This window comes from Rhodococcus sp. NBC_00294 (genome assembly GCF_036163995.1).
GTDB lineage: Bacteria > Actinomycetota > Actinomycetes > Mycobacteriales > Mycobacteriaceae > Rhodococcoides.
The window spans coordinates 3757606-3780663 of the sequence record NZ_CP108043.1 but is presented as its reverse complement, the minus strand read 5'-3'; the positions used below and the strand labels follow the sequence as shown (position 1 = coordinate 3780663).

General features: G+C 70.5%; 20 protein-coding genes. 15 read left to right on the top strand and 5 right to left on the bottom strand.

Translation table 11 applies throughout. The features are described from left to right. Nucleotides 1-63: 63 nt before the first annotated feature. Entirely contained in the window at nucleotides 64-1452 is a 1389-nt protein-coding gene (gene eccB / locus OHB23_RS17570) for a type VII secretion protein EccB (protein WP_328810022.1), read from the top strand. On the opposite strand, the gene mycP is transcribed toward eccB, so the two are convergent. Beyond that, nucleotides 1437-2756 (bottom strand): type VII secretion-associated serine protease mycosin, encoded by a 1320-nt coding sequence (gene mycP, locus OHB23_RS17565; RefSeq protein ID WP_328810021.1) that lies wholly within the window; start codon nucleotides 2754-2756, stop codon nucleotides 1437-1439. The two genes, eccB and mycP, sit on opposite strands and share 16 nt — an antisense overlap. Before the next feature lie 44 nt (nucleotides 2757-2800). Continuing rightward, nucleotides 2801-4279: a type VII secretion integral membrane protein EccD gene (gene eccD / locus OHB23_RS17560; RefSeq protein WP_328810020.1), complete on the bottom strand. Its 1479-nt coding sequence runs from the start codon at nucleotides 4277-4279 to the stop codon at nucleotides 2801-2803. A gap of 313 nt (nucleotides 4280-4592) precedes the next feature. Here eccD and eccCa point away from each other — a divergent pair, with 313 nt between their 5' ends. The 8 genes from eccCa (at nucleotide 4593) to glmM (ending at nucleotide 13791) form a co-directional block, all read left to right on the top strand. Continuing rightward, nucleotides 4593-8507, top strand: coding sequence for a type VII secretion protein EccCa (gene eccCa, locus OHB23_RS17555; RefSeq protein ID WP_328811673.1), 3915 nt, complete (start codon nucleotides 4593-4595; stop codon nucleotides 8505-8507). Beyond that, nucleotides 8504-9940, top strand: coding sequence for a type VII secretion-associated protein (locus tag OHB23_RS17550; protein WP_328810019.1), 1437 nt, complete (start codon nucleotides 8504-8506; stop codon nucleotides 9938-9940). Before eccCa ends, OHB23_RS17550 begins: the two co-directional genes overlap by 4 nt. Before the next feature lie 114 nt (nucleotides 9941-10054). Continuing rightward, nucleotides 10055-10357, top strand: a complete 303-nt coding sequence (locus OHB23_RS17545) for a WXG100 family type VII secretion target (protein ID WP_162246747.1) — start codon at nucleotides 10055-10057, stop codon at nucleotides 10355-10357. Between the two features lie 51 nt (nucleotides 10358-10408). Beyond that, nucleotides 10409-10687 carry a WXG100 family type VII secretion target gene (locus OHB23_RS17540; RefSeq protein ID WP_027503812.1) on the top strand — a complete coding sequence of 93 codons (279 nt, stop codon included), beginning with the start codon at nucleotides 10409-10411 and terminating at the stop codon, nucleotides 10685-10687. A gap of 102 nt (nucleotides 10688-10789) precedes the next feature. Next, nucleotides 10790-11188, top strand: a complete 399-nt coding sequence (locus tag OHB23_RS17535; RefSeq protein WP_222650302.1) for a TraR/DksA family transcriptional regulator — start codon at nucleotides 10790-10792, stop codon at nucleotides 11186-11188. Nucleotides 11189-11360: 172 nt separating this feature from the next. Next, the gene (rplM, locus tag OHB23_RS17530; protein ID WP_027503810.1) at nucleotides 11361-11804 is read left to right on the top strand and encodes a 50S ribosomal protein L13; all 444 of its coding nucleotides are present in this window, start codon (nucleotides 11361-11363) and stop codon (nucleotides 11802-11804) included. A 50-nt stretch (nucleotides 11805-11854) separates the two neighbouring features. Further along, complete coding sequence (gene rpsI, locus OHB23_RS17525; protein ID WP_371831715.1) at nucleotides 11855-12340, top strand: 30S ribosomal protein S9; 486 nt, start codon at nucleotides 11855-11857, stop codon at nucleotides 12338-12340. Nucleotides 12341-12453: 113 nt separating this feature from the next. Further along, the gene (glmM, locus tag OHB23_RS17520) at nucleotides 12454-13791 is read left to right on the top strand and encodes a phosphoglucosamine mutase (RefSeq protein WP_328810018.1); all 1338 of its coding nucleotides are present in this window, start codon (nucleotides 12454-12456) and stop codon (nucleotides 13789-13791) included. A gap of 12 nt (nucleotides 13792-13803) precedes the next feature. On the opposite strand, the gene OHB23_RS17515 is transcribed toward glmM, so the two are convergent. Beyond that, complete coding sequence (locus OHB23_RS17515; protein WP_222627338.1) at nucleotides 13804-14844, bottom strand: LLM class F420-dependent oxidoreductase; 1041 nt, start codon at nucleotides 14842-14844, stop codon at nucleotides 13804-13806. A gap of 168 nt (nucleotides 14845-15012) precedes the next feature. Here OHB23_RS17515 and OHB23_RS17510 point away from each other — a divergent pair, with 168 nt between their 5' ends. The 3 genes from OHB23_RS17510 to OHB23_RS17500 are packed head-to-tail and all read left to right on the top strand — an operon-like array spanning nucleotide 15013 to nucleotide 17167. Next, entirely contained in the window at nucleotides 15013-15357 is a 345-nt protein-coding gene (locus OHB23_RS17510; RefSeq protein WP_222627337.1) for a hypothetical protein, read from the top strand. Then, entirely contained in the window at nucleotides 15354-16934 is a 1581-nt protein-coding gene (locus OHB23_RS17505; RefSeq protein ID WP_328810017.1) for a hypothetical protein, read from the top strand. The genes OHB23_RS17510 and OHB23_RS17505 overlap by 4 nt, the downstream gene beginning before the upstream one ends. After that, the gene (locus OHB23_RS17500) at nucleotides 16931-17167 is read left to right on the top strand and encodes a hypothetical protein (protein ID WP_222627333.1); all 237 of its coding nucleotides are present in this window, start codon (nucleotides 16931-16933) and stop codon (nucleotides 17165-17167) included. The genes OHB23_RS17505 and OHB23_RS17500 overlap by 4 nt, the downstream gene beginning before the upstream one ends. On the opposite strand, the gene OHB23_RS17495 is transcribed toward OHB23_RS17500, so the two are convergent. Then, entirely contained in the window at nucleotides 17140-18006 is an 867-nt protein-coding gene (locus tag OHB23_RS17495; RefSeq protein ID WP_027503804.1) for a dienelactone hydrolase family protein, read from the bottom strand. The genes OHB23_RS17500 and OHB23_RS17495 overlap by 28 nt on opposite strands. A gap of 90 nt (nucleotides 18007-18096) precedes the next feature. Here OHB23_RS17495 and glmS point away from each other — a divergent pair, with 90 nt between their 5' ends. After that, nucleotides 18097-19959 carry a glutamine--fructose-6-phosphate transaminase (isomerizing) gene (glmS, locus tag OHB23_RS17490; RefSeq protein WP_222627330.1) on the top strand — a complete coding sequence of 621 codons (1863 nt, stop codon included), beginning with the start codon at nucleotides 18097-18099 and terminating at the stop codon, nucleotides 19957-19959. Here glmS and OHB23_RS17485 read toward each other — a convergent pair whose 3' ends face one another. Further along, the gene (locus tag OHB23_RS17485; RefSeq protein WP_037184149.1) at nucleotides 19960-20328 is read right to left on the bottom strand and encodes a plastocyanin/azurin family copper-binding protein; all 369 of its coding nucleotides are present in this window, start codon (nucleotides 20326-20328) and stop codon (nucleotides 19960-19962) included. Between the two features lie 56 nt (nucleotides 20329-20384). On the opposite strand from OHB23_RS17485, the gene OHB23_RS17480 reads away from it, so the two are divergent. Beyond that, nucleotides 20385-21815 (top strand): NAD(P)H-hydrate dehydratase, encoded by a 1431-nt coding sequence (locus OHB23_RS17480; protein WP_328810016.1) that lies wholly within the window; start codon nucleotides 20385-20387, stop codon nucleotides 21813-21815. A gap of 40 nt (nucleotides 21816-21855) precedes the next feature. Beyond that, nucleotides 21856-23046 (top strand): alanine racemase, encoded by a 1191-nt coding sequence (gene alr / locus OHB23_RS17475; protein WP_442972992.1) that lies wholly within the window; start codon nucleotides 21856-21858, stop codon nucleotides 23044-23046. Nucleotides 23047-23058: the final 12 nt, after the last annotated feature.

The following is a 23058-nucleotide window of genomic DNA, read 5'->3' as shown; positions in this document are numbered from 1 at the left end:
GGTCCGGCGTGTCCGGCGGGGGGCCGGGCCGCGTCGCCGCGGCACCGAGGGCAGGGGATATCGATGGCAGGAACACCGACCACGCGATGGCAGATCGGTGCGCATCGGTTCTCTGTGAGACGGCTCGATCACGCACTGGTCCTGGGTGACACGTCGATGCGGCACGAACCGCTGCGATCGACGGCGCGGGCCTCCGGGGTCGGCGTCGTCGTGGCGGTCCTGATCCTCGCCGGTTGCGCCGCGCTCGCCTTCGTCCGACCGGCCGCACGTATCGGTGATGCCGTGATCGTGCTGGACGACGAGAGCGGCGCTCTGTACGTCGTCGAGGACGACACGCTCCACCCCGCGTCCGATCTGGCGTCCGCCCGGTTGTTCGTCGGTCGGCCGGACGAGCCCACCGCGGTCGGTCCGGACGAGATCGCTCGACGCGCCCGAGGCGCCGTGATCGGTATCGGCGGTGCGCCGCAGGCGCTTCCGGTCACGACTGGTGCGATGGTCTGGTCCGTGTGCGAGGAGTCGGACAGCGGCACGACCGATGTGACCGTCGAACCGGTGGGGACGCAGTCCGTCGCACCGCGTCACGCACTCGACCCCGACGACGCGCTGGTGTGGCGCCGCGACGGCGTCGACTACCTGGTGCACGGACAGGTGCGCGCACGGGTGGACCTGCAGAACACCGCCGTGACCCGAGCCCTCGGCCTTGAGGACGCGGTACCCACTCCGGTGTCGGCGGGGCTCTTCGACGCGGTGCCCGAAGCGCCGGAGATCGTGACCCCCACGGTGATCGGGTCGGGCGCTGCTGCCCCGTATTCGATCGGGGGTCGGCCCGTCGGATCCGTGGTGACGGTCGATCTCGGGGATCGCAGCGAGCACTACGTCGTTCTGCAGGACGGCGTGCAGGCGATCGGAGCGGCCACCGCGCAGCTGCTGCGCTTCTCCGATTCGGCCGGCCGGGTGGGTGTCGACGCCGTCCCGCCCGATGTGATCGCTCGGGCTCCGAGAACCGCTGCACCTCTGGCGGTCGACACGTTTCCGGAGCGACCACCGATCATCGTGACGGGCGGCGACGCCACCTGCGTGGAGTGGGTCGGGCCGGACGAGTCGACGGGGCGCGGGGCGCAGACGAGGATGACGATCGGTGCGACTGCCGACGCGCGCGCCGTGGCGCTGGCCGGGGCGGACGGTGCAGGGGATGGGCTGGACACCTTCTTCGTGGCACCGGGGTCCGGGCTGTACGTCGCCACCACCGGGCAGGCCGCCGACGACCCGCGCCGCGATTCCGCCTTCTACGTCGCCGACACGGGAACCCGCTTCGGCGTCCCGTTCACGCAGGACGCGGAGGCACTCGGACTCGGCGATCCGGCACCGGCGCCGTGGCCCGTCGTGGGACTGCTGCCGACCGGTCCGGCGCTGACCGTCGATGCGGCCCGTGTGGGTCACGACGGGTCCTGACGCCGGACCACCGCGCGTACCGCCAGTGCGCCGGACACGAGCAGCAGGATCCCGACGGAGGACGCCAGGGCGAGTAGTGCGTCGCGACGGTCGGTGACCGGAGGTGTCGTGCGCGGGGACAGTCGCACGGACGCGTCCTCACCCCGTGCGACCGCGCTGCCCGTCACCGCCGCCACCGGATCCAGACTGCCGTGGCCGACAGCCGAGTCCCAGTCACCTGCCGGTGAGTGCGCCGTCGTCACGATGCGGTCGACGACATCTGCCGCGGACAGCTCCGGATGACGCGCCCGCACCAGGGCGGCCGTCGCGGAGACGAACGGTGTGGCGAAACTCGTTCCCGTGAAGGCTGTTCGGCGCCCCTCGTCGTCGAGGGTGCCGTCGGCCAGACCGGTACCCGTGGCACCGAGGGACGTGACCTCGGTACCCGGAGCCGCGACGTCGACCCACGGCCCGTTCAAGCTGAACGACGACGGCTGCCCGTCCAGGTCCAGCGACCCCACGGTGAGGACGTACTCGTCGAACCACGCCGGCGACGCGAGAGTCACCGGCAACGCCGTGTCTCGTCCGTCGATGCCGCGGATGAGGTCGTTCTGCGTCCGGCACCGACGGCCGTCCAGATTCCCCGCAGCTGTGACGATCACGGCATCCCTGTCCACCGCGGCGTACCGCACGGCGGCTCCCAGTGCGCCGTCGCCCATCGACGATCCAGCGCTCGCACAGGCGACCTCCGAGATGTTGACGACGTCCGCGCCCGCGTCGACAGCGGTGCGGATCGCCGCAGCCATCGACTCGACGTCGCCGTACCCCGCGGAGGTGGAACCGTTCTCGTCGGCCTCCCGCTCGGAGGACGTCGCGGCGAAGGCTGCACTGGACTGACGAATGGAGAGGATCGTGGCGTCCGGCGCTCCGCCGGCGAAGCCGGATCCCGCGACCGGCCGAGCAGCGATGAGTCCGGCGACGACGGTGCCGTGTGCATCGCAGTCCTCGAGCCCGTCGCCCGTCGAGACGTAGTCGCCGCCGGCGCGCAGAGTCGGGAGGAGCGGATGTGGTGCGACCCCGGTGTCGATGACGGCGATGATCTGACCGGCGCCTCGGGTGAGGCTCCACACGTCCGAGAACCGGAGCGTCCTCTGAGCCGCGGGTACCACCGACGTCACGGGCGCCTCGGAGACGGCCGCGCACCGGGTGCGCTGCTCGGTCGGTTCGGACGGGGCCGCGGCAGCCGGCTCGGGGAGCAGTCCGGGATCGATCAACGGTGTGTCCGCGGCTGCCGTACCCGTCGTGGGCAGGGCCAGAACGACCATTGCTGCGACGAGACATGCGGTCACCCCTGGTCGTCGCTGAGCCGTCACAGGCCGCGCGCTGCCGAGTAGGCCCCGACGACGAGACAGACGAGAGGAACGATCGAGACCACGACGGCGAGTTCGGCCAGTTCGGCCGCCCGGCGCGCGACGGGGGAGAATCGCCGACCCGGCGCGACGACACCGATCAGTATCGCGAGGACGCCGACCGCCACCGCAGCCCCGGTCCACCACGGCCACAGGTCGGCACGTGTGGACGCACCGACTGCGAGGACGACGAGGACGACCGCGACACCCGCGGTGACAGCGAAGGCGCAGCGCAGACGATCGACACCCACGCGGCCCCGGCAGCACAGGACGGAGGCGATCGCGGCAGCGGCAGCGAGTCTGCCCGGATCGACGGTCGCGGCGATGTCGTGCGTGGCCACGACGATCGCCCCCATCGAGGCGAGCAGGGACAACCCCGTCGTGTAGCCGGTCAGGTACTGCTGAGCTGTGCGAGCACGTTCCGCGACGACGTCGACGTCGGCGAGAGCGGACTCGTGTGCGGCGACGAGGGCGGCTTCCGACGGCCGCGTCGGCGGTCCCTCGTGTCCCGGGTGGTCGAGACGAGCGCCGGCATCGGCGAGTGGTACCGGGGGAAGGCGTATTCCGGCTCGTGCGGCCGACAGTCGCGGGGCGCGGGTGAGCGCCAGGGTGCACACGCCGGCGGTGACCGCCGCGATCGTCACGGTGGGCACGTCACTCAGCGCCTCGACAGCAGCGGCGACGGCGCCCACGAGGCTCACGGTCGACACCGCGGTGAACGTGGCGCGTCCCTCGCGGCCGGCGACCATCGAGGTGACGACGGACGCCGCCGCGCTCAGCGCGAATCCGAGCACTGCGTCGGCCGCGGCATCCTGGCCGGGAACGAGCATCGTGCCCGCGGCGAACGCGAGGAGACACCCGGTCGACCTGAGACCGAAGCTCAGGGCCGAGGGGACGCGCGCCGCGGTGCACACACACGCGGCCACGACGGTGAGCAGCGCGAGGACGGCGAGACTCGCTGCCGCAGGGACTCCGCTCGTTCTCGTCGCGGTCCATCCCGCGGTCGCCAGTGCCGCCGTCGACACGACGGTGGCTGCGACGACCGAGTCGGACCGGGTCCACGAGTGGCCGTTGCAGAGAACGGCCACCGCCTCCGTCAGATCGTCGAAGACCGGCGGTGAGGACTCTCGTCCGCGGTGGAGAACCAGCACGTCGCCGTCCCGAACACCGTTGTCCAGCAACGAGAGACGCGCGTCGAGCGGCACTCCCACCATCGTCGAGAGCGACCGTGGGCCCGGCGAACGATCCGAGTCCGCGCGCTCGTCGATCAGCGCCGTCAGAGCGGGCACCGTCGCGGCGACGGCGACTCCGCCGGGAACCGAGACGTCCACCTCGACGTCCCCCGTGATCACGGTGATGCGCAGCACGGCCGGCTCGATCCGGCGTACAGCGGATTCGCGCGTCGTGGACAGCGGCGCAGCGGTCGGCGCGATGGTCATCGAAAGTCCCCCCGAACTCTCTTCCCGCGGTCGCACCGCGGGTCGTGCGAGCACTATAGGTCAGTTCGGTGACATCGCCTCGCGATATGCACAGGCACGAGGGTTCGTCCACAACCCTCGTCGTCTTCCCTCCCGGTCGTCGGCGTCCGGCGCTACGGTCTGACCCGACTCGCCGAACGGGGCGGCGAGCCACTGGGGGGTGGACGTGGTGGTCGGACGTGAGGGCGAGTACGCGGCGGCGGTGGACACGCGGGTGGTCCATGGTCGACCGCCGCGCGAGGACGCGCCGCGGGTGCCGGGCGGCACCGTCGAGATGGAGCCGCCACCGGAGATTCCGCGGGTGGTCCCGGGGAACCCGCTCCTGAAGATGCTGCCTCTGGTCATGGTGGTCGCGATGGTCGGCATGGTTGCCCTCATGATCACGTCGGGCGCGGCCGCCAACCCGATGACGCTGCTGTTCCCGGCCATGATGGTGGTGTCCATGCTGGGGATGTTCGCCGGTGGGGGCCGCGGAGGCGGGCCACGGACGGCCGAACTCGACGAATCGCGCAAGGACTATCTGACGTACCTCGGTGCGATGCGCGAGCGGGTCCGGTCGACGGCGTCGGCGCAGCACGAGGCACTGGCCTTCTCCCATCCTGATCCGTCGACGCTGTCCTCGTTCGCCGGAACCTCACGCATGTGGGAGAGGCGGTCGACAGACGACGACTTCGTCCATCTGCGGGTGGGCGTGGGCGACCAACGACTCGCCACTCGCCTCGTTACACCCGACACGGGTCCGCCCGAGGGTCTCGAGCCGGTGTCGGCCGCCCTCCTGCGCTCGTTCGTCCGGACCCATGCCATCGTGTCGGACCTTCCCACCGCGGTCTCGTTGCGCGCGTTCTCCGTGATCGGTGTCGACGGCCCCGTCGAGGCGGCGAGAGCGCTCGTGCGCTCGATGGTGTTGCAGGCGTGCACTTTCCACAGTCCGGACGACATCAGTGTGGTGGTCGTCGTGGACGACTGCATCGCGGCGACGTGGGACTGGACGAAGTGGTTGCCGCACCACGGGGACGAGACCGCGTCGGACGGTGGCGGGCGACGGCGGCTGACCTTCGGATCGCCGGCGGAGGCAGCGCGGGACCTCGCCGTCCCGGCGGCAGACTCGTCGACCGGTGCGCGGCCCCATCGCATCGTGGTCGTGGATCGCGGTGCCGAGGACGGTGTCGAGGATGCCGAGACATGGGAGACCGTGACGAGGGGCGGGGACGTGACGGTCCTGACCGTGTCCGGTGCGGGCCGGGACGGCACCGCGAATCGCACACTCGTCCTGGTCGTCGGCGACGGCGCGGACAGGCCTGCGCTCGGCGCACGGAGCGCGGCCGGAGTCGAGATGTTCGGTACCGCGGACGGTGTGGAGGTGGTCACCGCCGCCGTGGTGGCGCGGGGACTCGCTCGATTCCGGACGGGCGACACCGTCGTGCGGGCGGAGGGTGGCCCGCGCGTCCGAGCATGGGAACACCTGCCCGGCATGACGTCTCCCGACAGTCTCGACCCCGGCGTCGCCTGGTCCTCCCGTTCCGGGCGGTCGCGACTGCGCGTCCCGTTCGGACTCGACGACGACGGTCGCGTCGTCGAGCTCGACCTGAAGGAGGCCGCCGAGGGGGGTATGGGACCGCACGGACTCTGTATCGGCGCCACGGGATCGGGAAAGTCGGAACTGTTGCGGACGCTGGTGCTCGGACTCGTCGCGACGCACCCGCCCGACGTCCTGAATCTCGTCCTCGTCGACTTCAAGGGTGGGGCCACGTTTCTCGGACTGGAATCGGCGCCTCACGTCGCGGCCGTCATCACCAATCTGTCCGAGGAAGCGCAGATGGTCGAGCGGATGCGCGACGCGCTCGCGGGCGAGATGACTCGACGGCAGGAACTGCTCAGGGCCGCCGGCAATTACGCGAACGTCTCCGATTACACCCGTGCGCGCGAGGGTGGTGCCGCACTCGCGCCTCTACCGGCGCTCTTCGTCGTCGTCGACGAGTTCTCCGAACTGCTGACCCGGTTCCCGGAGTTCGCCGAGCTCTTCGTCGCGATCGGGCGACTCGGGCGCTCGCTGCACATCCATCTGTTGCTGGCGAGCCAGCGGCTCGACGAGGGTCGGCTGCGCGGACTCGACAGTCATCTCTCCTACCGCATCGGTCTGAAGACGTTCTCGGCCTCCGAATCTCGATCGGTTCTGGGTGTCGCCGACGCGCATCACGTGACCGGGGGTCCGGGAGTGGGGTTCCTCAGAACGGACTCCAGCGAGCTGGTGCGCTTCACCGCGATGTACGTCTCGGGTCCCCGTCTGCGGAGCGACGAGCCCGCAGCGCTCTCGGTCGGCGCAGGCTCGACCGGGCCCCGTCTCTTCACGGCGGCGCCGGTGCCGCTGCTCGACGAGACCGCCCTCGAACCGGCGGGCGAACCGCCGTCTCCGTCCGAGTCGTCGGACGGCGGCACCATCCTCTCCGCCGTCGTCGCGCGAGTGCGCGGTCACGGGCGTCCCGCACACCGGGTGTGGCTACCGCCGTTGGACCGGCCCGTCACACTCGACTCGGTTTCACCGGACACGGCGCTCGGCGGTGACCGGCCTGACGCGGCGGGGTCACTGCGCGCCGTGGTCGCACTGGTCGACCGGCCGTACGACCAGCGACGCGATGCACTCGAACTCGACCTCACCGGTGCGTCCGGGCACGTGGCGATCGTCGGGGGACCGCAGTCCGGCAAGTCCACCGCGCTCTGCACGCTCGTCCTCGATCTGGCTCTGCGGTACTCCCCGCACCACGTGCAGTTCCACATCCTGGACTTCGGCGGTGGATCCGTCGGACGGCTGGTAGGCCTTCCTCACGTCGGATCCGTCGCGGTCCGCTCGGAGGCGGACGCCGTGCGACGCATCGTCGCCGACGTGGTCGGAACCGTTCGACGCCGCGAGGAGTTGTTCCGCACCGGCGAGATCCGGTCGATGGCCGACGCGCGGCGCAGGCGAGAGTCGGGTGGAGACAGTGCACCGCCGGTGCCGGACATCGTTCTGGTCGTCGACGGGTGGAGCACCATCCGAGCCGAGTTCGAGGCCCTCGAACCGTCCCTGCACCAGCTGGTGTCGAGCGGACTCTCCTACGGGGTGCACGTCGTCCTCGCCGCGAGTCGGTGGGCCGAGCTCCGTCCCGCGGTGAAGGATGCCGTCACCACGAGAGTCGAACTGCGCATGGGTGATCCGTCGGACTCGGACATCGGCCGAGCACGGGCGATGCACGTCCCGACGCGTCGGCCCGGTCGAGGCATCACCCCGGACGGGTTGCATCTGCTCGTCGCGCTCCCGCGTGTCGACGGCATCGCCGACACGGACGATCTCGGACACGGGACCGACCGCGCGATCGCCGAGTCGGTCCACCGGTGGCGGGGTGACGCACCGACGCCCCCGGTGCGACTGTTACCGCGTCGACTCGAGCGCGACGACCTTCTGTCGTCCGTGTCGGCGTGGTGGCCACCGTCCGCCTCGGGGACATTCGTCGCCACCGTGCCGGTGGGTGTCGACGAGAACGATCTCGCGCCGGTCGTTCTGGATCTGGCCGAGCATCCGCACCTTCTCGTCCTCGGCGACTCGGGCTGCGGGAAGACCAGTCTGCTGCGATCGATCTGCCGTTCGCTCGCGCAGGCCAACGACGCCACGTCGCTGAGAATCCTCGCCGTCGACTACCGACGAACCCTGCTGGGCGACATCCCGTCCGATCGGCTCGCCGGTCACGCGTCCACGGCCGAGCAGGCCACGACGATGGTCGCCGAACTCGCGACCTACCTGCGTGCCCGCCGTCCGGGACCGGACACCACTCGTCGCGAACTCGCTGCGAGATCCTGGTGGACCGGTCCCGAGATCGTCGTGGTCGTCGACGACTACGACCTCGTCGTCACGCCGCACGGAAACCCGCTGACCGAGTTGCTGGAACTGCTGTCGCAGGCGCGGGACGTCGGTCTGCATCTCGTCGTCGCACGTCGGTGCGGCGGATCCGCTCGGGCACTGTACGAACCGGTCCTCGCGAGGCTCAAGGACCTGGCATCACCGGGACTGGTGATGAGCGGGAGCCGAGAGGAGGGCGTCCTGCTCGGCTCCGTCCGTCCGTCCGAACTCCCACCCGGACGCGGTGTGCTGGTCGGGCGCGGAACGGCGACACTGGTGCAGACCGCGCTGTGCGAGACCGCGCCGGACGAGCGGTGACGTCGCCCGTCGGGCTCGTCACGACCGTGGACGCGGTGTGGTGTTCACGGTTCGGGGTGCTGTCGAGAACTCCCGCAGACGGTTCCGCGTCCGTGGACGTCCTCGGCCACATCGACGACCGCGTCGTCACTCTCGCCGACGGACACGAGGTCGAGGTGTCGACGATGGTGTCCGAGATGTTCACCGACGCTCTGCGCGATGCGGGGGTGCACGGTGGGGACCACGACCTTGTGCTGGTGCACCCACCGCACTGGGGAGCCGTGCGCTGCAGCGTCCTCACCGCGGCCGCGCGCCCCCTCGCGCGTGACGTCCTCCTCGTGTCGTCGGCGCTCGTCGCGCGGGACGCGGCGCAGTCGGCCCGGCCCTGCCCGTGCGGTGGATCACGCTGCCGAACAGTGGTTCTCGACCGCACACCGCACCGCACCACGGTCTCGACCGTGGTGAGTACGGCCATCAGCAGCGACGTCGTGGACTGTGTTCTGACCGACCCCACGATCGGAGGGGACGACGAGCTGACGGTGTCGCGCACTCGTGCCGCGGTGGACGGAGTTCTCGCTGCCGCGCCGGCCTGCCGACTCGTCGTGCACGGCACGAATGACACCTTGCCGCGAGCCGTACTCGACGAGATGAGCGATCTGACGGTGGTGACGGTGGACGACGAGGAGATGGCGGCAGCCGTGGTCCCGAGCGCGGGCGCGAGCCCCCTCCCGGTTCCGCCCGTCACAACGTCCGTACCGGCCGAGCTCACGCCCGGTAGGACGGGCGCGTGGCTGGCCGAACGAGCCGCCGCGGCGGCCGTGGACCGTCGGCGCACGACCCGACGGCCGGTCCTGGTGGCAGCGGTGGCGACCGCGGTGGTGTGCGTCAGCATCGGCGTCGCGGCACTGACCAGCGGACAGTCGCCCGCGCCTGCGACGGAGCGACCACGAGCCGCAGAACCGTCCATGGTCCCGGCCGGGCCCACTCGACCCACCGCGCCCACCACCGAGCCGGCCGCCGCGACGACGACGAGCGCCCCCGCCGGTACCGACTTCTCGATCGCCGGAACACACCTGATCGTGCCGGTGGGGTGGCATGTCGAGCCGGGTACGGAGCGGGTCGAGATCCGTCCCGACGCACCCGCCGGCATGCGACTTGTGCTGGTGGTCCGCGAACTCGGTGTGGGCGTCGGACTCTCCGACGTGCAGGCCACCCTGTCGGCCGGGGTCGACGCCGCACCCGATCGACTCGGCGGGCTCGATCGACGGTCGGACGTATCCGATCGTCCCGCGCTCGTCTACACCGAGAAGGCGTCCGACGGCTCGACGGTGGCGTGGACGGTGATCGTGTCACCGGGGGAGCAGACGAGTCTCGGCTGTCAGAGCACCGAGGCCGCGAACCCCGTGATGGCGGAGGTCTGCACCGCGGTCCTCGCGTCCCTCGTCGTCGGGTGACGCGGTGGCGGAGACGGAACCGTTCGCCGAGTCGTCGCGTCGAAGGAGGTGCAGGGGAAGTTCCGGGTACCGGCCCGGACCACACCGAGGGGGGATCGAGAGACCATGTCGCAGATGAAGACCACCGTCGAGACGATGCACGTCACCGCAGGGAAGGTGGACCAGCTGACGCTCGAGATCAAGGCGCTGCTGGACCAGCTGCGTGGCGACGTCCAGGCCGTCGGAGGGAGTTGGGAAGGCGCGGCGGCGATCGCGTTCCAGAACGTCATGACCAGCTGGGACGGCAGCGCGAACAAGTTGCAACTCGCGCTGGGTTCGATCGGGGACGCCATCAAGTCGAGCGGGACCGCCTACGGCGCTGCCGACGACGACAACACGCGCACCGTCACCGCCGCGGGCGGTTCGCTCAACCTCTGACCCGCCGATCATCCGATCTGCCCATCACTCACGTCAGGAAGGACGTTCACCATGAGATACGTGTTCGGTGCCATCGACCAGGTCACTGCTCAGATCGACGCGAAGCAGGCCACTCTCAACAGCAAGCTCGACGAACTGCGCCAGATCATCTCGCCGCTGGTGGCGGAATGGGAAGGCACGGCGTCGGAGTCGTACCAGGACAAGCAGCGCCAGTGGGACTCGGCGGCCCTGGAGCTCAATCAGGTTCTCGAGGCGGTCGGCAGTGCCGTCGGTCAGGGCAACGCCGACATGCAGGCACGCGAGGCGGCGAACCGGGGAATGTTCGCCTGATCACGGACGAGGTGGGCAACCGGGGCGTGGGGGGTGTCCGGTTGCCCATCTCCGACGGTCCGTACGACTCCGGGCGGCGCGGGGCGGATACTGGACGTCGTCATGACACAGCCGGATCAGCCCGTCACCGACCCGAGCGACCGCGACCACGCGGCTCGGGCGATCGCCCGCAGCCGGGTCGCGGCGGAACGTGCGCTCACCGAGGCCCGCATCGTGTCGCTCGCACGACAGCACCAGGCCATCGTCGAAGGGTCCCGGTGGACCACGGACGACGACGAGCACGATCCTGAGGGGTCGACCATCGCGTTCGAGCGCGCCGCCATCGCATCGATGTCGAGAGAGGCGCGGGAGGAACTGCGCGAACTCGACGACGCGGAGATGCGGATCGAGCGCGGCACCTACGGACAGTGCGAGGTGTGCGGCGGGGCGATCTCCGACCCCCGCCTCGAGGCGCTGCCGACTGCTCGCCGCTGCATCGAGTGCACCTCTCGTCGGCGATGACGGTCGAGGGGTTTTGACCTGCCAGTACGTGGGCCGGTAAGGTACACCGTTGGCGTTCGGTACATCGAGTCGTCATGCACGACCGATACCGGTCCCTCGGGTCTCCACTGGCCGCCGAGACGATCGACCACGCGCCTGGCCAGCACCATCAGCGATGAGACAAGGAAGTTCTGTGTCCACGTACAGCCAAAAGGCCGGGGATGTCACCCGGACCTGGCACGTGATCGACGCCACCGACGTCGTTCTCGGCCGCCTCGCAGTCCAGGCAGCAACTCTGCTGCGTGGCAAGCACAAGCCCACGTATTCCCCCAACCTCGACGGCGGAGACTTCGTCATCGTCATCAACGCTGAGAAGGTCGCGATCAGCGGCAACAAGCGGACCGACAAGTTCCACTACCACCACTCGGGCTTCCCGGGCGGTCTCCGTGCGCGCAGCATCGGTGAGGTTCTGGACAAGAACCCCGACCGCGTCGTGGAAAAGGCCATCAAGGGCATGATCCCCAAGACCAAGCTCGGCAACCAGATCGCCGGCAAGCTCAAGGTCTACGCAGGTCCCGATCACCCCCACACGGCTCAGCAGCCCGTCCCGTACGAGATCAAGCAGGTGTCCCAGTGACCGCTCCCGAAGAGAACGTCGTGACCGAGACGGCCGAAGAGACCGTCCCCATCGGTGACTCCGTCGAGATCGCCGACGAGTTCGTCTCCGTCGAGGAGCCCGAGGTCGTCGCCGACATCGAGGCCGCCGCTCGTCCCGCCATCTACATCGATCGCCCCGTCACCACGGTCGGTCGTCGTAAGGAAGCCGTCGTGCGCGTGCGCATGACCCCCGGCTCGGGCGACTTCAAGCTCAACGGCCGCACCCTCGAGGACTACTTCCCCAACAAGGTGCACCAGCAGCTCATCAAGTCCCCGTTCGTCACCGTCGAGCGTGCGGACGGCTTCGACATCGTCGCCCTCCTGCACGGTGGCGGCCCGTCCGGCCAGGCAGGCGCCCTGCGTCTCGCCATCGCCCGTGCCCTCATCGAGGTCACCCCGGACGATCGCCCCGCCCTCAAGAAGGCCGGCTTCCTCACGCGTGACCCGCGTGCCGTGGAGCGCAAGAAGTACGGCCTGAAGAAGGCTCGTAAGGCATCGCAGTACTCGAAGCGCTGATCTCAGCACTTCTGGAGAAGCAGGCGCTCCGGCTGGTCCTCGGACCGCCGCGGGCGCCTGCTTCGTGTCACGGCACCTGCATTCGCTCCACCTGCTCGGAAGAGGTAACTGTCATGGCCCGGTTGTTCGGTACCGACGGAGTTCGGGGACTGGCGAACGAGGAGGTGACGGCAGACCTCGCACTACGACTCGGCCGTGCCGCCGCAGCGGTGCTCGGCGAGGTCGCCTCGTCGACCACCCGCCCCCTGGCCGTGGTCGGACGGGACCCGCGCGCGAGCGGCGAGATGCTCGAAGCCGCGATCGTGGCCGGACTGTCCTCCGCCGGAGTCGACGTCCTCACGGTCGGTGTCGTCCCCACCCCGGCCCTGGCCTACTTGACCGACGACTACGACGCGCAGCTCGGCGTCATGATCTCCGCATCGCACAACGCGATGCCCGACAACGGCATCAAGTTCTTCGCGGCCGGCGGCCACAAGTTGGACGACGACCAGGAGGACCGCATCGAAGCGTTGCTCGACGCGCCCGCCACGGGCCCCGTCGGTGCCGCCATCGGCCGCGTGCGACAGGCCCCGGACGCCCTCGCCCGCTACGAGAGCCATCTCGCGACCATCGTCACCCGACGCCTCGACGGCATCACCGTCGTCGTGGACTGCGCTCACGGAGCCGCCTCGACCGCCGCGCCGGACGCCTACCGCGCCGCGGGTGCGACCGTGATCGCCATCAACGCCGACCCGGACGGCCTCAACATCAACGACGGATGCGGGTCCACTCACCTCGACGTGGTGCAGAAGGCCGTCGTCGAGCACGGCGCAGACCTCGGACTCGCCCACGACGGCGACGCGGACCGCTGTCTCGCAGTGGACGCGAGCGGCGCCGTGGTCGACGGGGACGCGATCATGGCGATCCTCGCGATCGCGATGCACCAGCGCGGCGAGCTTCCCGACGACACGCTGGTCGCCACCGTCATGAGCAATCTCGGACTGCACATCGCGATGCGTGACGCCGGAATCACGGTGCGCACCACCGCTGTCGGCGATCGCTACGTTCTCGAAGAACTGCGCGCCGGCAATTACGGACTCGGCGGTGAGCAGTCGGGGCACATCGTCCTGCCCGCCTTCGGCACCACCGGTGACGGTGTGCTGACGGGCCTGCAGATCATGGCCAGGATGGCCGAGACGGGACGCACCCTCAAGGACCTCGCGTCCGTCATGCGCACGCTGCCCCAGGTGCTGATCAACGTGCCCGTGCAGGACAAGTCCGCCGCGACGTCGGCTCCGCTCGTGCAGGACGCGGTGACCCGTGCAGAGGACGAGCTCGGACGAGAGGGGCGAGTGCTGTTGCGTCCCTCGGGAACCGAGCAGCTCGTCCGCGTGATGGTGGAAGCGGACACTGCAGACACCGCCCGCCGGCTCGCCGACCACATCGCGGATGTGGTCGGCGCCGTCGGCTGACGTCTCGGCCCGTCAGCCGATGAGGGCCTTGAGCTGCTCCACCTGACCCACGCGGCCAGCGGTGTCGGCTGCGATGGGGTGGATGTTCAGTGTGGTCACACCCGCGGACTCGAAGGCGGCGAGGCGCTCCTTGACGTAGCTCTCGGTGCCGATCAGCGAGATCGACCGGACCAGCTCGTCGGGAACGGCGGCCGTGGCCTCCTCCTTCTTGCCGGCCAGGTAGAGGTCCTGGATCTTCTCTGCCTCCGCCTCGTACCCGTACCGCACCGCGAGGTCGTTGTAGAAGTTCTTGCCCTTGGCGCCCATGCCACCTATGTAGAGCGCGAGCTGGGGCTTGATCCACGGAAGGAACTGGTCGGCGTCGTCGCCGATGGCCACGGCGGGGCTGGCGTAGACGTCCAGCTCACCCAGAGACGGGTCGCGCTTCGCCTTACCGGCCGCGAGCGACTCGCCCCACACCGACTCGGCCTTCTCCGGATGGAAGAAGATGGGCTCCCAGCCCTGGGCCAGCTCGGCGGTGAGCGCGACGTTCTTGGGTCCGAGTGACGCGATGACGATCGGAATGTCGGCTCGCACAGGATGATTGATGAGCTTGAGCGGCTTGCCCAGACCCGTGCCCTGATCGGCGGGCAGCGGAATCTGGTAGTACTTGCCCTCGAACTGCACCTTCTCGCGGCGCCACACCTGGCGGCAGATCTCGATGATCTCGCGGGTGCGGCCGAGCGGGGCGTCGTACTTGACGCCGTGGAATCCCTCGATCACCTGGGGGCCGGACGCGCCGATACCCATCACGAATCGTCCGCCGGAGACGTAGTCGAGACCGGCGGCAGTCATCGCGAGCAGCGACGGCGTGCGGGTGTAGATCTGGAAGATGCCCGATGCCAGCTGGATCGTCGAGGTCTTCGCCGCGAGGAAGCCGATCTGGCTCACCGCGTCGAACGAGTACGCCTCGGGAATGAACGCGATGTCCATTCCCGCCCTCTCCAGGGCCCCGACCTCCTCGACCGTCTCGCTGAACCCGCCCGAGTAGTTCAATTGCATACCGATGCGCATGGGGCTCCCTGATCGCCGAAGTGTGTGTTACTCACCTGTGAATTCGGAGGTTACCGGTCCTACCGGCCGTGCCCACCGACGGCTGCCGTTTCGCGGGAACGCGGGGGAGCGGCGGTGCGTCTGATCTGTGGGGATCGCGCTCTCGTGCATCACTTCGGAAGGGACGACATGGCCAGTGGAACGTCGCGAGGCGGAACGACGCTGGACGAGGGGGCAGCCCGGGCGGCGATCGCGGCCCTCGAGGAGTCCGCGACAGCCGTACGAAGGTCCGCCGAGCGCGGTGTGGGCGGTCTGTTCGGTGTCGAGTCGGCGGGCCGGAACCACCGGGCGGAGGCGGCCGCCCTGCAGGACAGCCTCGGGCGGTTGTCGGAGGGCCTGCGGTCCTGGTCGGACGCCACCGCTGCGACGTCGGCCGCCCTGCGGGCGTCGATCGACGGCTCGGTGTCGCTCGACGATGTCACCGCCCTGCGCGTCGCGGCGCCGGGTGTGCCGGCACAGCGAGGTGACCGGTGACCGCACCGGTGCCGTCGACGATCGACGGTCTGCTGGATCTCGGGAGTGAGGGCCTGACGTTCTTCGCGACGTTCCTCCCGCTGGTCGGAGCGAGCGGCGCGCCGATGACCACGACCCACGTCGCGCTCTGCGCTCGCTACGACGAGCAACGCGGACTCGACACCGAGGCTCTCCGGGCTGACGCCGACCGGCTCGGCGCCGCGGCGGCCGAGGCGCGCGCGGAGATCGGGCGTCAGTCCGACGCAGCGGAGTCGTTGGGGCAGGCCTGGTCGGGAGATGCCGCCGACGCCGCGCTCGACCTCCTTCGACGGCAGTGCGCGAGGTCGGCCGGCCACGCCGATCAGCTCGAGGCGATCGGTTCAGCGATGGCCTCCGCGTCGGCGGGGTTGCACGCGATCGTCGAGGACAAGTCGATCGCCGCCTCCGCGTTCCGCACCGACGAGGTGGGCGGTCGCGATGCAGCGCAGGTCGCGGCCACCATCGCCGGAGCCGGAGGTGCATCCGCACCCGACGCGGTGGAGACGCTGGCCTCGGTGTTCCCGGGCCTCGAGGCGATGCTGCTGTCCGCGTCGGATCCCGGCCGGCGGCAGGCCGAGGTGCTCGAACCGGTCGCAGCCCGATGCCGAGAGTGGTTGGACACCGTGTTCGTGCCGGCGATGACCGAGCGTGTGGCCGCATTCGAGGAACTGTGCACCTCGACGGAGACCGCCGTGTCCGAGATCTACGCGGCACTCTGCGCCGCTGCGGTGGACATCGACGGCTCCCCGTGGCCGAGTGGTCACCGGTCCGTCGAGGACGACGCGTGCGAGTGTGTGCCGGCGGAAGGCACCGTGCCGGCTGCAGCGACCACGCCGGCGTCGGTGACGGCGCCGGCCGCTGCACCCGAGCCGCCGTCGCTCGCCGTCGCGCCCTCTCCTGTGGTCGCGGAGCCGCCCGCGACGCTGCCTCTCGCTCCCGTCGAGGATCGCTCACCGCTCGCCGAACTGATCGGGCGGGCGGTGCGGGACGCGGTGACCGAGGTGGTGTCGACTGCGGCGCCGTGCGACCCACCGCCCGCCGAGGCGCAGATCTCACCGGAGGCGGCGCTGACTGCGCCTGCCGAGAACGTCGAGCGCGGTCACCTCGAGGCGGAGCTCGACGGTCGCGGGGTGAGTGTCGCCCTCGGCGCGGACGGGGCTGTGGACATCCGCACCCACGACGCGGCGGGGGAGTCCCATCACTTCGCTCTCGCTGCCGGGCCTCTCGGACTGCCCGTCCTCACCGAGGTGATGGACGAGGCGGCGCCGCAATCGGATCAGCCGTCGGAGCCGTCGTCCGAGACCCCGGACACAGCGGAACGGGACGAGCCGCATCGGGAGGCAGTCGAACAGGACGCAGCGGATGAAGGGCTCCCGGTCGTCGAGGCCCCGGTCGTCGAGGCCCCGGTCGTCGCACCACCGGACTGCATTCCCACTGCGGTGGAATCCGGTGGTGTCACGGAACCCGCTGCGCCGCAACCGGTCACGGACCCGAGCGGTGAGGCAGCGACGGTCGGCGAGCCGGCGCGACCCGAGCTCGCGGAAGCCGGTCCGCTGTGAACTCGCAGAACACCGCGGACATCATCGACGCCGTCGTGCGGGAGCACCGGCGGGCGACGCGACGTGTGCGGACCCGCCTCGCGGCCATCGACGAGGAGGCTCGGAAGCGCTCGGAGGCCGCGCGGGTGGTGCCGCGTCGCGCCGGAGTGATCCTGCGATCGCCCACAGAGGCGGTGGCCGGCGACGAGGCTCCGCCGGCGGCGCCTCAGCGACCGGCGAGGTGGCTCAGCTGACGGATCGCGCTGACCTTCTTGGGGGCGTCCGCGGTCGGCGCGTTCGGGTCGACCACCTCGGTGCCCTTGACGACGGCGTCGGGATCGGAGAAGTCGGAGTACGTGTCGTCGCCCGCGAGGCGGTGCAGGAGGAAGCCGGTGAGCAGTGCCTGCACCGAGCGCCGAGTCTTCGGCTGGGCGTTGCCGACGCCGAGGAAGCTGAGCAGCTTCCGGCCCTCGACCATGCCGTCACCTTCCGACTTGTCGATCACGCGGAGCAGGGTGGGGCCACCGAGCGCATCGGCGAGCGCGACGGGCTCGGCGGTGAGGGAGTTCAGTTCGGAGGGACTGCCGAGAACCAGAGCGGGCGCCGTGACCGCGTCGGCGATGCCGGGCGACAGGGCGCGCGGAGAGGTGGGCGCCGGATAGAGCGCACCGAGAGCGGCGACGTCCGATCGCTGAGCCGCGGCGATCACCGCGGCGCCCGCGCCCATGGAATGGCCCACCAGGCCGAGCTTGGCGGGGTGCACGCTGATGTCGCCGGTGCCGAGACGGATGCCGGTGCACACGTCGAGCGCGACGAGGAGATCCTGCGCCAGGGCACTGTGGGAGGGCACCGGTCCGCGCTGCGTGTTCGGCGCGACGACGACGATGCCCCACGACGCGAGGTGCCGCAGCGTGGAGTCGTAGTGCGAGGCGCCGGTCATCCAGCCGTGCGCGAAGGCGATCGCCGGCAGTCCCGTGCCCTCACTGGGCGTGTAGATCACACCGGGCAGGCCCGCGAGAGCGAGGTCACCGCGCAGCACGCGATGGGGACCCCGCTTGGTCAGGTCGGCGACCAACTTCTGCGTCTTCGGCACAGCACTGACCGTAGTCGACGCGGCAGTTCGCCATGCCGTCGACGTGCGGGCGGCCGGAGCGCCGTCCGCGCCGAAGTAGGCTGTCGTCCCATGTGCGGAATCGTCGGGTACGTCGGACATCGTCGAGCGCTACCGGTGGTGGTGGAGGCGTTGCGCCGGATGGAGTACCGCGGATACGACTCGGCCGGCATCGCCGTCCTGGACGGGTCCGGGGGAATGGCCGTCGAGCGCAAGGCCGGGAAACTGGCCAACCTCGAGGCCGAACTGGACGAACTCGGGCGGGACACCTTCGTCGGCACCAGCGGGATCGGCCACACCCGGTGGGCCACCCACGGACGGCCCACCGATCGCAACGCCCACCCGCACCGCGACCGCGCCGACCGCGTCGCCGTCGTGCACAACGGCATCATCGAGAACTTCGCGCCGCTGCGCGCCGAGCTCGAGAACGCAGGCGTCGAGTTCGAGTCGGACACCGACACCGAGGTGGCCGTCCATCTGGTCGCCGCCGCCTACGACGAGGGCCCCACGGCCGGAGACTTCGTCCAGAGCGCCCTCGCGGTGCTGCAGCGCCTCGAAGGCGCCTTCACGCTCGTGTTCACCCACGTCGATCACCCCGACACCATCGTCGCGGCCCGTCGCTCCACCCCGTTGGTCGTCGGCGTCGGCGAGGGCGAGATGTTCGTCGGGTCCGATGTCGCCGCCTTCATCGAGCACACGCGCGACGCGGTCGAGCTCGGGCAGGACCAGGTCGTGGTGATCACCGCCGACGGTTACGACGTCATGAACTTCGACGGGTCCGAGGCCGAGGGGCGTCCGTTCCGCATCGACTGGGACCTCGCCGCCGCCGAGAAGGGCGGTCACGACTACTTCATGTTGAAGGAGATCCAGGAGCAGCCCGCGGCGGTCGCGGACACCCTCCTCGGACACTTCACCGACGGTCGCATCGTCCTCGACGAGCAGCGACTGTCGGATCAGGAGCTGCGCGACGTCGACAAGGTGTTCGTCGTCGCGTGCGGCAGCGCGTACCACTCCGGGCTGCTGGCGAAGTACGCGATCGAACACTGGACGCGCCTCCCCGTGGAGGTGGAGCTGGCCAGCGAGTTCCGTTACCGCGACCCCGTTCTCGACCGCTCGACACTCGTGGTGGCCATCTCCCAGTCGGGCGAGACCGCCGACACGCTGGAGGCGGTCCGGCACGCGAAGGAGCAGAAGGCCCGAGTCCTGGCCGTCTGCAACACCAACGGTTCCCAGATCCCGCGCGAGGCCGACGCGGTGCTCTACACGCGGGCGGGACCGGAGATCGGTGTCGCGTCGACCAAGGCGTTCCTCGCCCAGGTGACGGCCAACTACCTGGTCGGACTGGCGTTGGCGCAGGCTCGCGGTACCAAGTACCCGGACGAGGTCGCACGGGAGTACGCGGATCTCGAGGCCATGCCGGAGCTGGTGAGGAAGGTGCTCGAGACGGTCGAGCCCGTCCGTGCCCTGGCCCGCGAGTTGGCGTCGTCACCGACGGTGCTGTTCCTGGGTCGCCACGTCGGTTACCCGGTGGCTCTCGAGGGTGCGCTCAAGCTCAAGGAGCTCGCGTACATGCACGCCGAGGGCTTCGCCGCCGGCGAGCTCAAGCACGGTCCGATCGCCCTCATCGAGGACGACCTGCCCGTGATCATCGTGATGCCGTCGCCGAAGGGCCGAGCGGTGCTGCACTCGAAGATGCTCAGCAACATCCGTGAGATCCAGGCGCGCGGCGCCCGGACCGTCGTGATCGCCGAGGAGGGCGACGAGACGGTGCGGCCGTTCGCCGATCACCTCATCGAGATCCCGGCCGCGCCGTCACTACTGCAGCCGCTGCTGTCGACGGTGCCGCTGCAGGTGTTCGCCGCCGAGGTCGCGCAGGCGCGCGGCTACGACGTGGACAAGCCGCGCAACCTCGCGAAGTCGGTCACCGTCGAGTGATCAGCTCTCTCGGACGATGACGGTGCCCGTCATGTTCGGGTGCACCGAGCAGAAGTACGGGTACGTGCCGGGGTCGTCGAACGTCTGACTGAACTGACCCGACGAGATCATCGGGCTGTGCAGCAGACGGGACGCCGCGTCGATGCCGATCACGTTGTGCGCGACACCGGTGTCGTCGAAGAACCACGTGACGGTGTCGCCGGGTGAGATGGTGACGCTGGCGGGGGAGTAGGCCATCGCGGCGACCGTGACGACGTTCGGCCCGGTCGGACGTTCGGCGGTGGGGGCGTCCTCGGTGCACGATGTGAGCGACAGTGCCAGTGCGGCAGTGACTCCGATCGTCGCCGCGAGTGTTGTCAGGCGAGCCATGATTCCCACGGTAGACCTGCCGTGCATTGTGGCCGGTCGGCGCTACCGTGGGACGCATGCGTCACTTCCACACCGCCGACGAGGTGCGAGCGGCGGAAGCCCCGCTGCTGGCCCGACTGCCCGAGTACGCGGCGATGCGCCGCGCGGCCCACGGACTGGCGACGGTCGTCGCTCGTGAACTCCGGGCCCGCACCGGCGGGGTGGTCGGCAGACGGGTGCTCGTTCTCGCCGGATCCGGGGACAACGGCGGCGACGCGCTGTTCGCCGGCGCCGAACTACGGCGGCGCGGCGTCGCCGTGGAGGCACTGCTGCTCCGCCCCGATCGCGCCCACCCCGCCGCACTGGCGGCGTTCCGGGCCGCCACGGGACGTGTGGTGACGCTGGCCGGCGACCCCGATCTGGTGATCGACGGCATCGTCGGCCTGTCCGCGCGGGGATCGCTCCGACCGGACGCGGCCGCGATCGTCGACGGACTCACCGCCCCCGTCGTGGCTGCGGACCTGCCGTCGGGTGTCGACCCGGACACGGGCGCCGTCGACGGTCCCGCCGTCCGTGCCGCCGTGACGGTGGCGTTCGGCGCCTACAAGCCGGTGCACGTGCTCGCGAGCGCGTGGTGCGGCGAGCTGCACCTGATCGACATCGGCCTCGTTCCGGACGCCGCGACGATCACGTCTCCCGACGACGGCGAGGTAGGCCGCGCGTGGCCGGTACCCGGACCTGCGGACGACAAGTACTCCCAGGGCGTCACCGGCATCATGGCGGGCAGCGAGAAGTATCCCGGCGCGGGCGTGCTGTGCACGGGCGCTGCGGCGGCGGCGACGTCCGGCATGGTCCGCTACGTCGGGCAGGGCGGCGCCGAGGTGGTGCATCACTACCCGGAGGTGGTCACCGCCCGTTCGGTCGACGAGGCAGGACGTGTACAGGCCTGGGTGGTAGGGCCCGGCTTCGGCACCGACGACGACGCGGCCGACCGGCTGCGCTCCGTCCTGGAGTCCGACGTCCCGGTCCTCGTCGACGCCGACGGACTGACCGTGCTGTCGCAGCGACCCGAGCTGGTGCGCGGACGTTCGTCGGCGACCGTACTGACACCGCACGCGGGAGAGTTCGAGCGACTCACCGGGTCCGCGCCCGGACCCGATCGTGTCCGGTCCGTCCGCGCCCTCGCGGCCGACTGGAACGTGACGGTGCTGCTCAAGGGGCGAGCGACGGTGATCGCGGATCCCGACGGCACCGTCTCCGTCGACGACGCGGGGTCGTCCTGGTCCTCGACGGCCGGGTCCGGCGACGTGCTGTCCGGCATGATCGGAGCGCTCCTCGCGGCGGGCGTGCCGGCCCGCACCGCCGCCGTCATGGGCGCTCGCGCGCACTCGCGGGCGGCCGCGCTCGCCGCCACCGATCGAGGTCGGCGTACCGCTGCTCCCATCTCCGCCTCACCGCTGCTCCGCGCCGTTCCGGACGCGGTCGGCGACCTCCGCGCACAGGCCTGACACCCGCCACCGCACGTCGGTGCGGGGTGTCGATGGCAGAATGACGCCGGTGAACAGCGCGCAGGAGGTGCCGACGAGTCCGGTCGCACCGGCTCCGACTTCTCGCCCGCAGGCCGAGGCGCTGATCGATCTGGACGCCGTCGCGCACAACACCCGCATCCTGATCGAGCACGCCGGCGATGCTGCGGTGATGGCCGTCGTCAAGGCGGACGGCTACAACCACGGCGGAGTGGAGGTCGCGCGGGCGGCGCTCGCGGCCGGTGCTCGCGAACTCGGTGTCGCCACGGCTGCGGAGGCGCTCGGACTGCGCGCCGCGGGTCTCACGGCGCCGGTGCTGTGCTGGTTGCACGCCCCCGGCACCGACTTCACGGGACTGATCGACTCGGACGTCGAGATCGGCGTGTCCTCGCCCCGTCAGATAGCGGAGGTCGCCGACGCCGCACGCCGTGTCGGCCGTCCCGCCGTGGTGTCCCTCAAGCTCGACACCGGCATGAATCGCAACGGGGTGGGTGCGGACGAGTTCGACGCGGCCGTCGACGCCCTGGTGGCGGAGCAGCGTGGTGGCGCGCTGCGCGTGCGCGGCCTGTTCTCCCATCTGGTCGATGCGGACGTGCCCGGCGATCCGATCAACGACCGGCAGAAGGAGCGCTTCGACGCCGCCGCAGGCGCGATGGCCCGAGCGGGCGTGGCACCCGAGGTACGGCACATCGCCAATTCCGCCGGTGCCCTGACCCGCCCCGACCTGGCCTACGACATGGTCCGACCGGGCATCGCGCTGTACGGCCTGTCCCCGGCACCCCATCTCGGATGGTTCGGACTGCGCCCCGTCATGACGCTGCGCGCCACGGTGATCCTGCTCAAGCGGGTGGCTGCCGGCGACGGCGTCTCCTACGGCCACGAGTGGATCGCTCCCGTCGACACGACGGTGGCGTTGCTGCCCGTGGGCTACGCCGACGGCATCACGCGTGCGCTGAAGAACCGATACGAGGTGTCGATCCACGGCGTGCGGTATCCGGCGGTGGGCCGGGTGTGCATGGACCAGATCGTCGTCGACCTCGGACCCGGCCGTCCCGACGTCGCCGAGGGGGACACCGCGTACCTCTTCGGACCGGGCGACCACGGGGAGCCCACGGCCCAGGACTGGGCGGAGACGCTCGACACGATCAACTACGAGGTGGTGACCGGTATCCGCGGTCGAGTACGACGGACGTTCGCCGGAGGGGTCTCGTGATCAGCGCCCGTC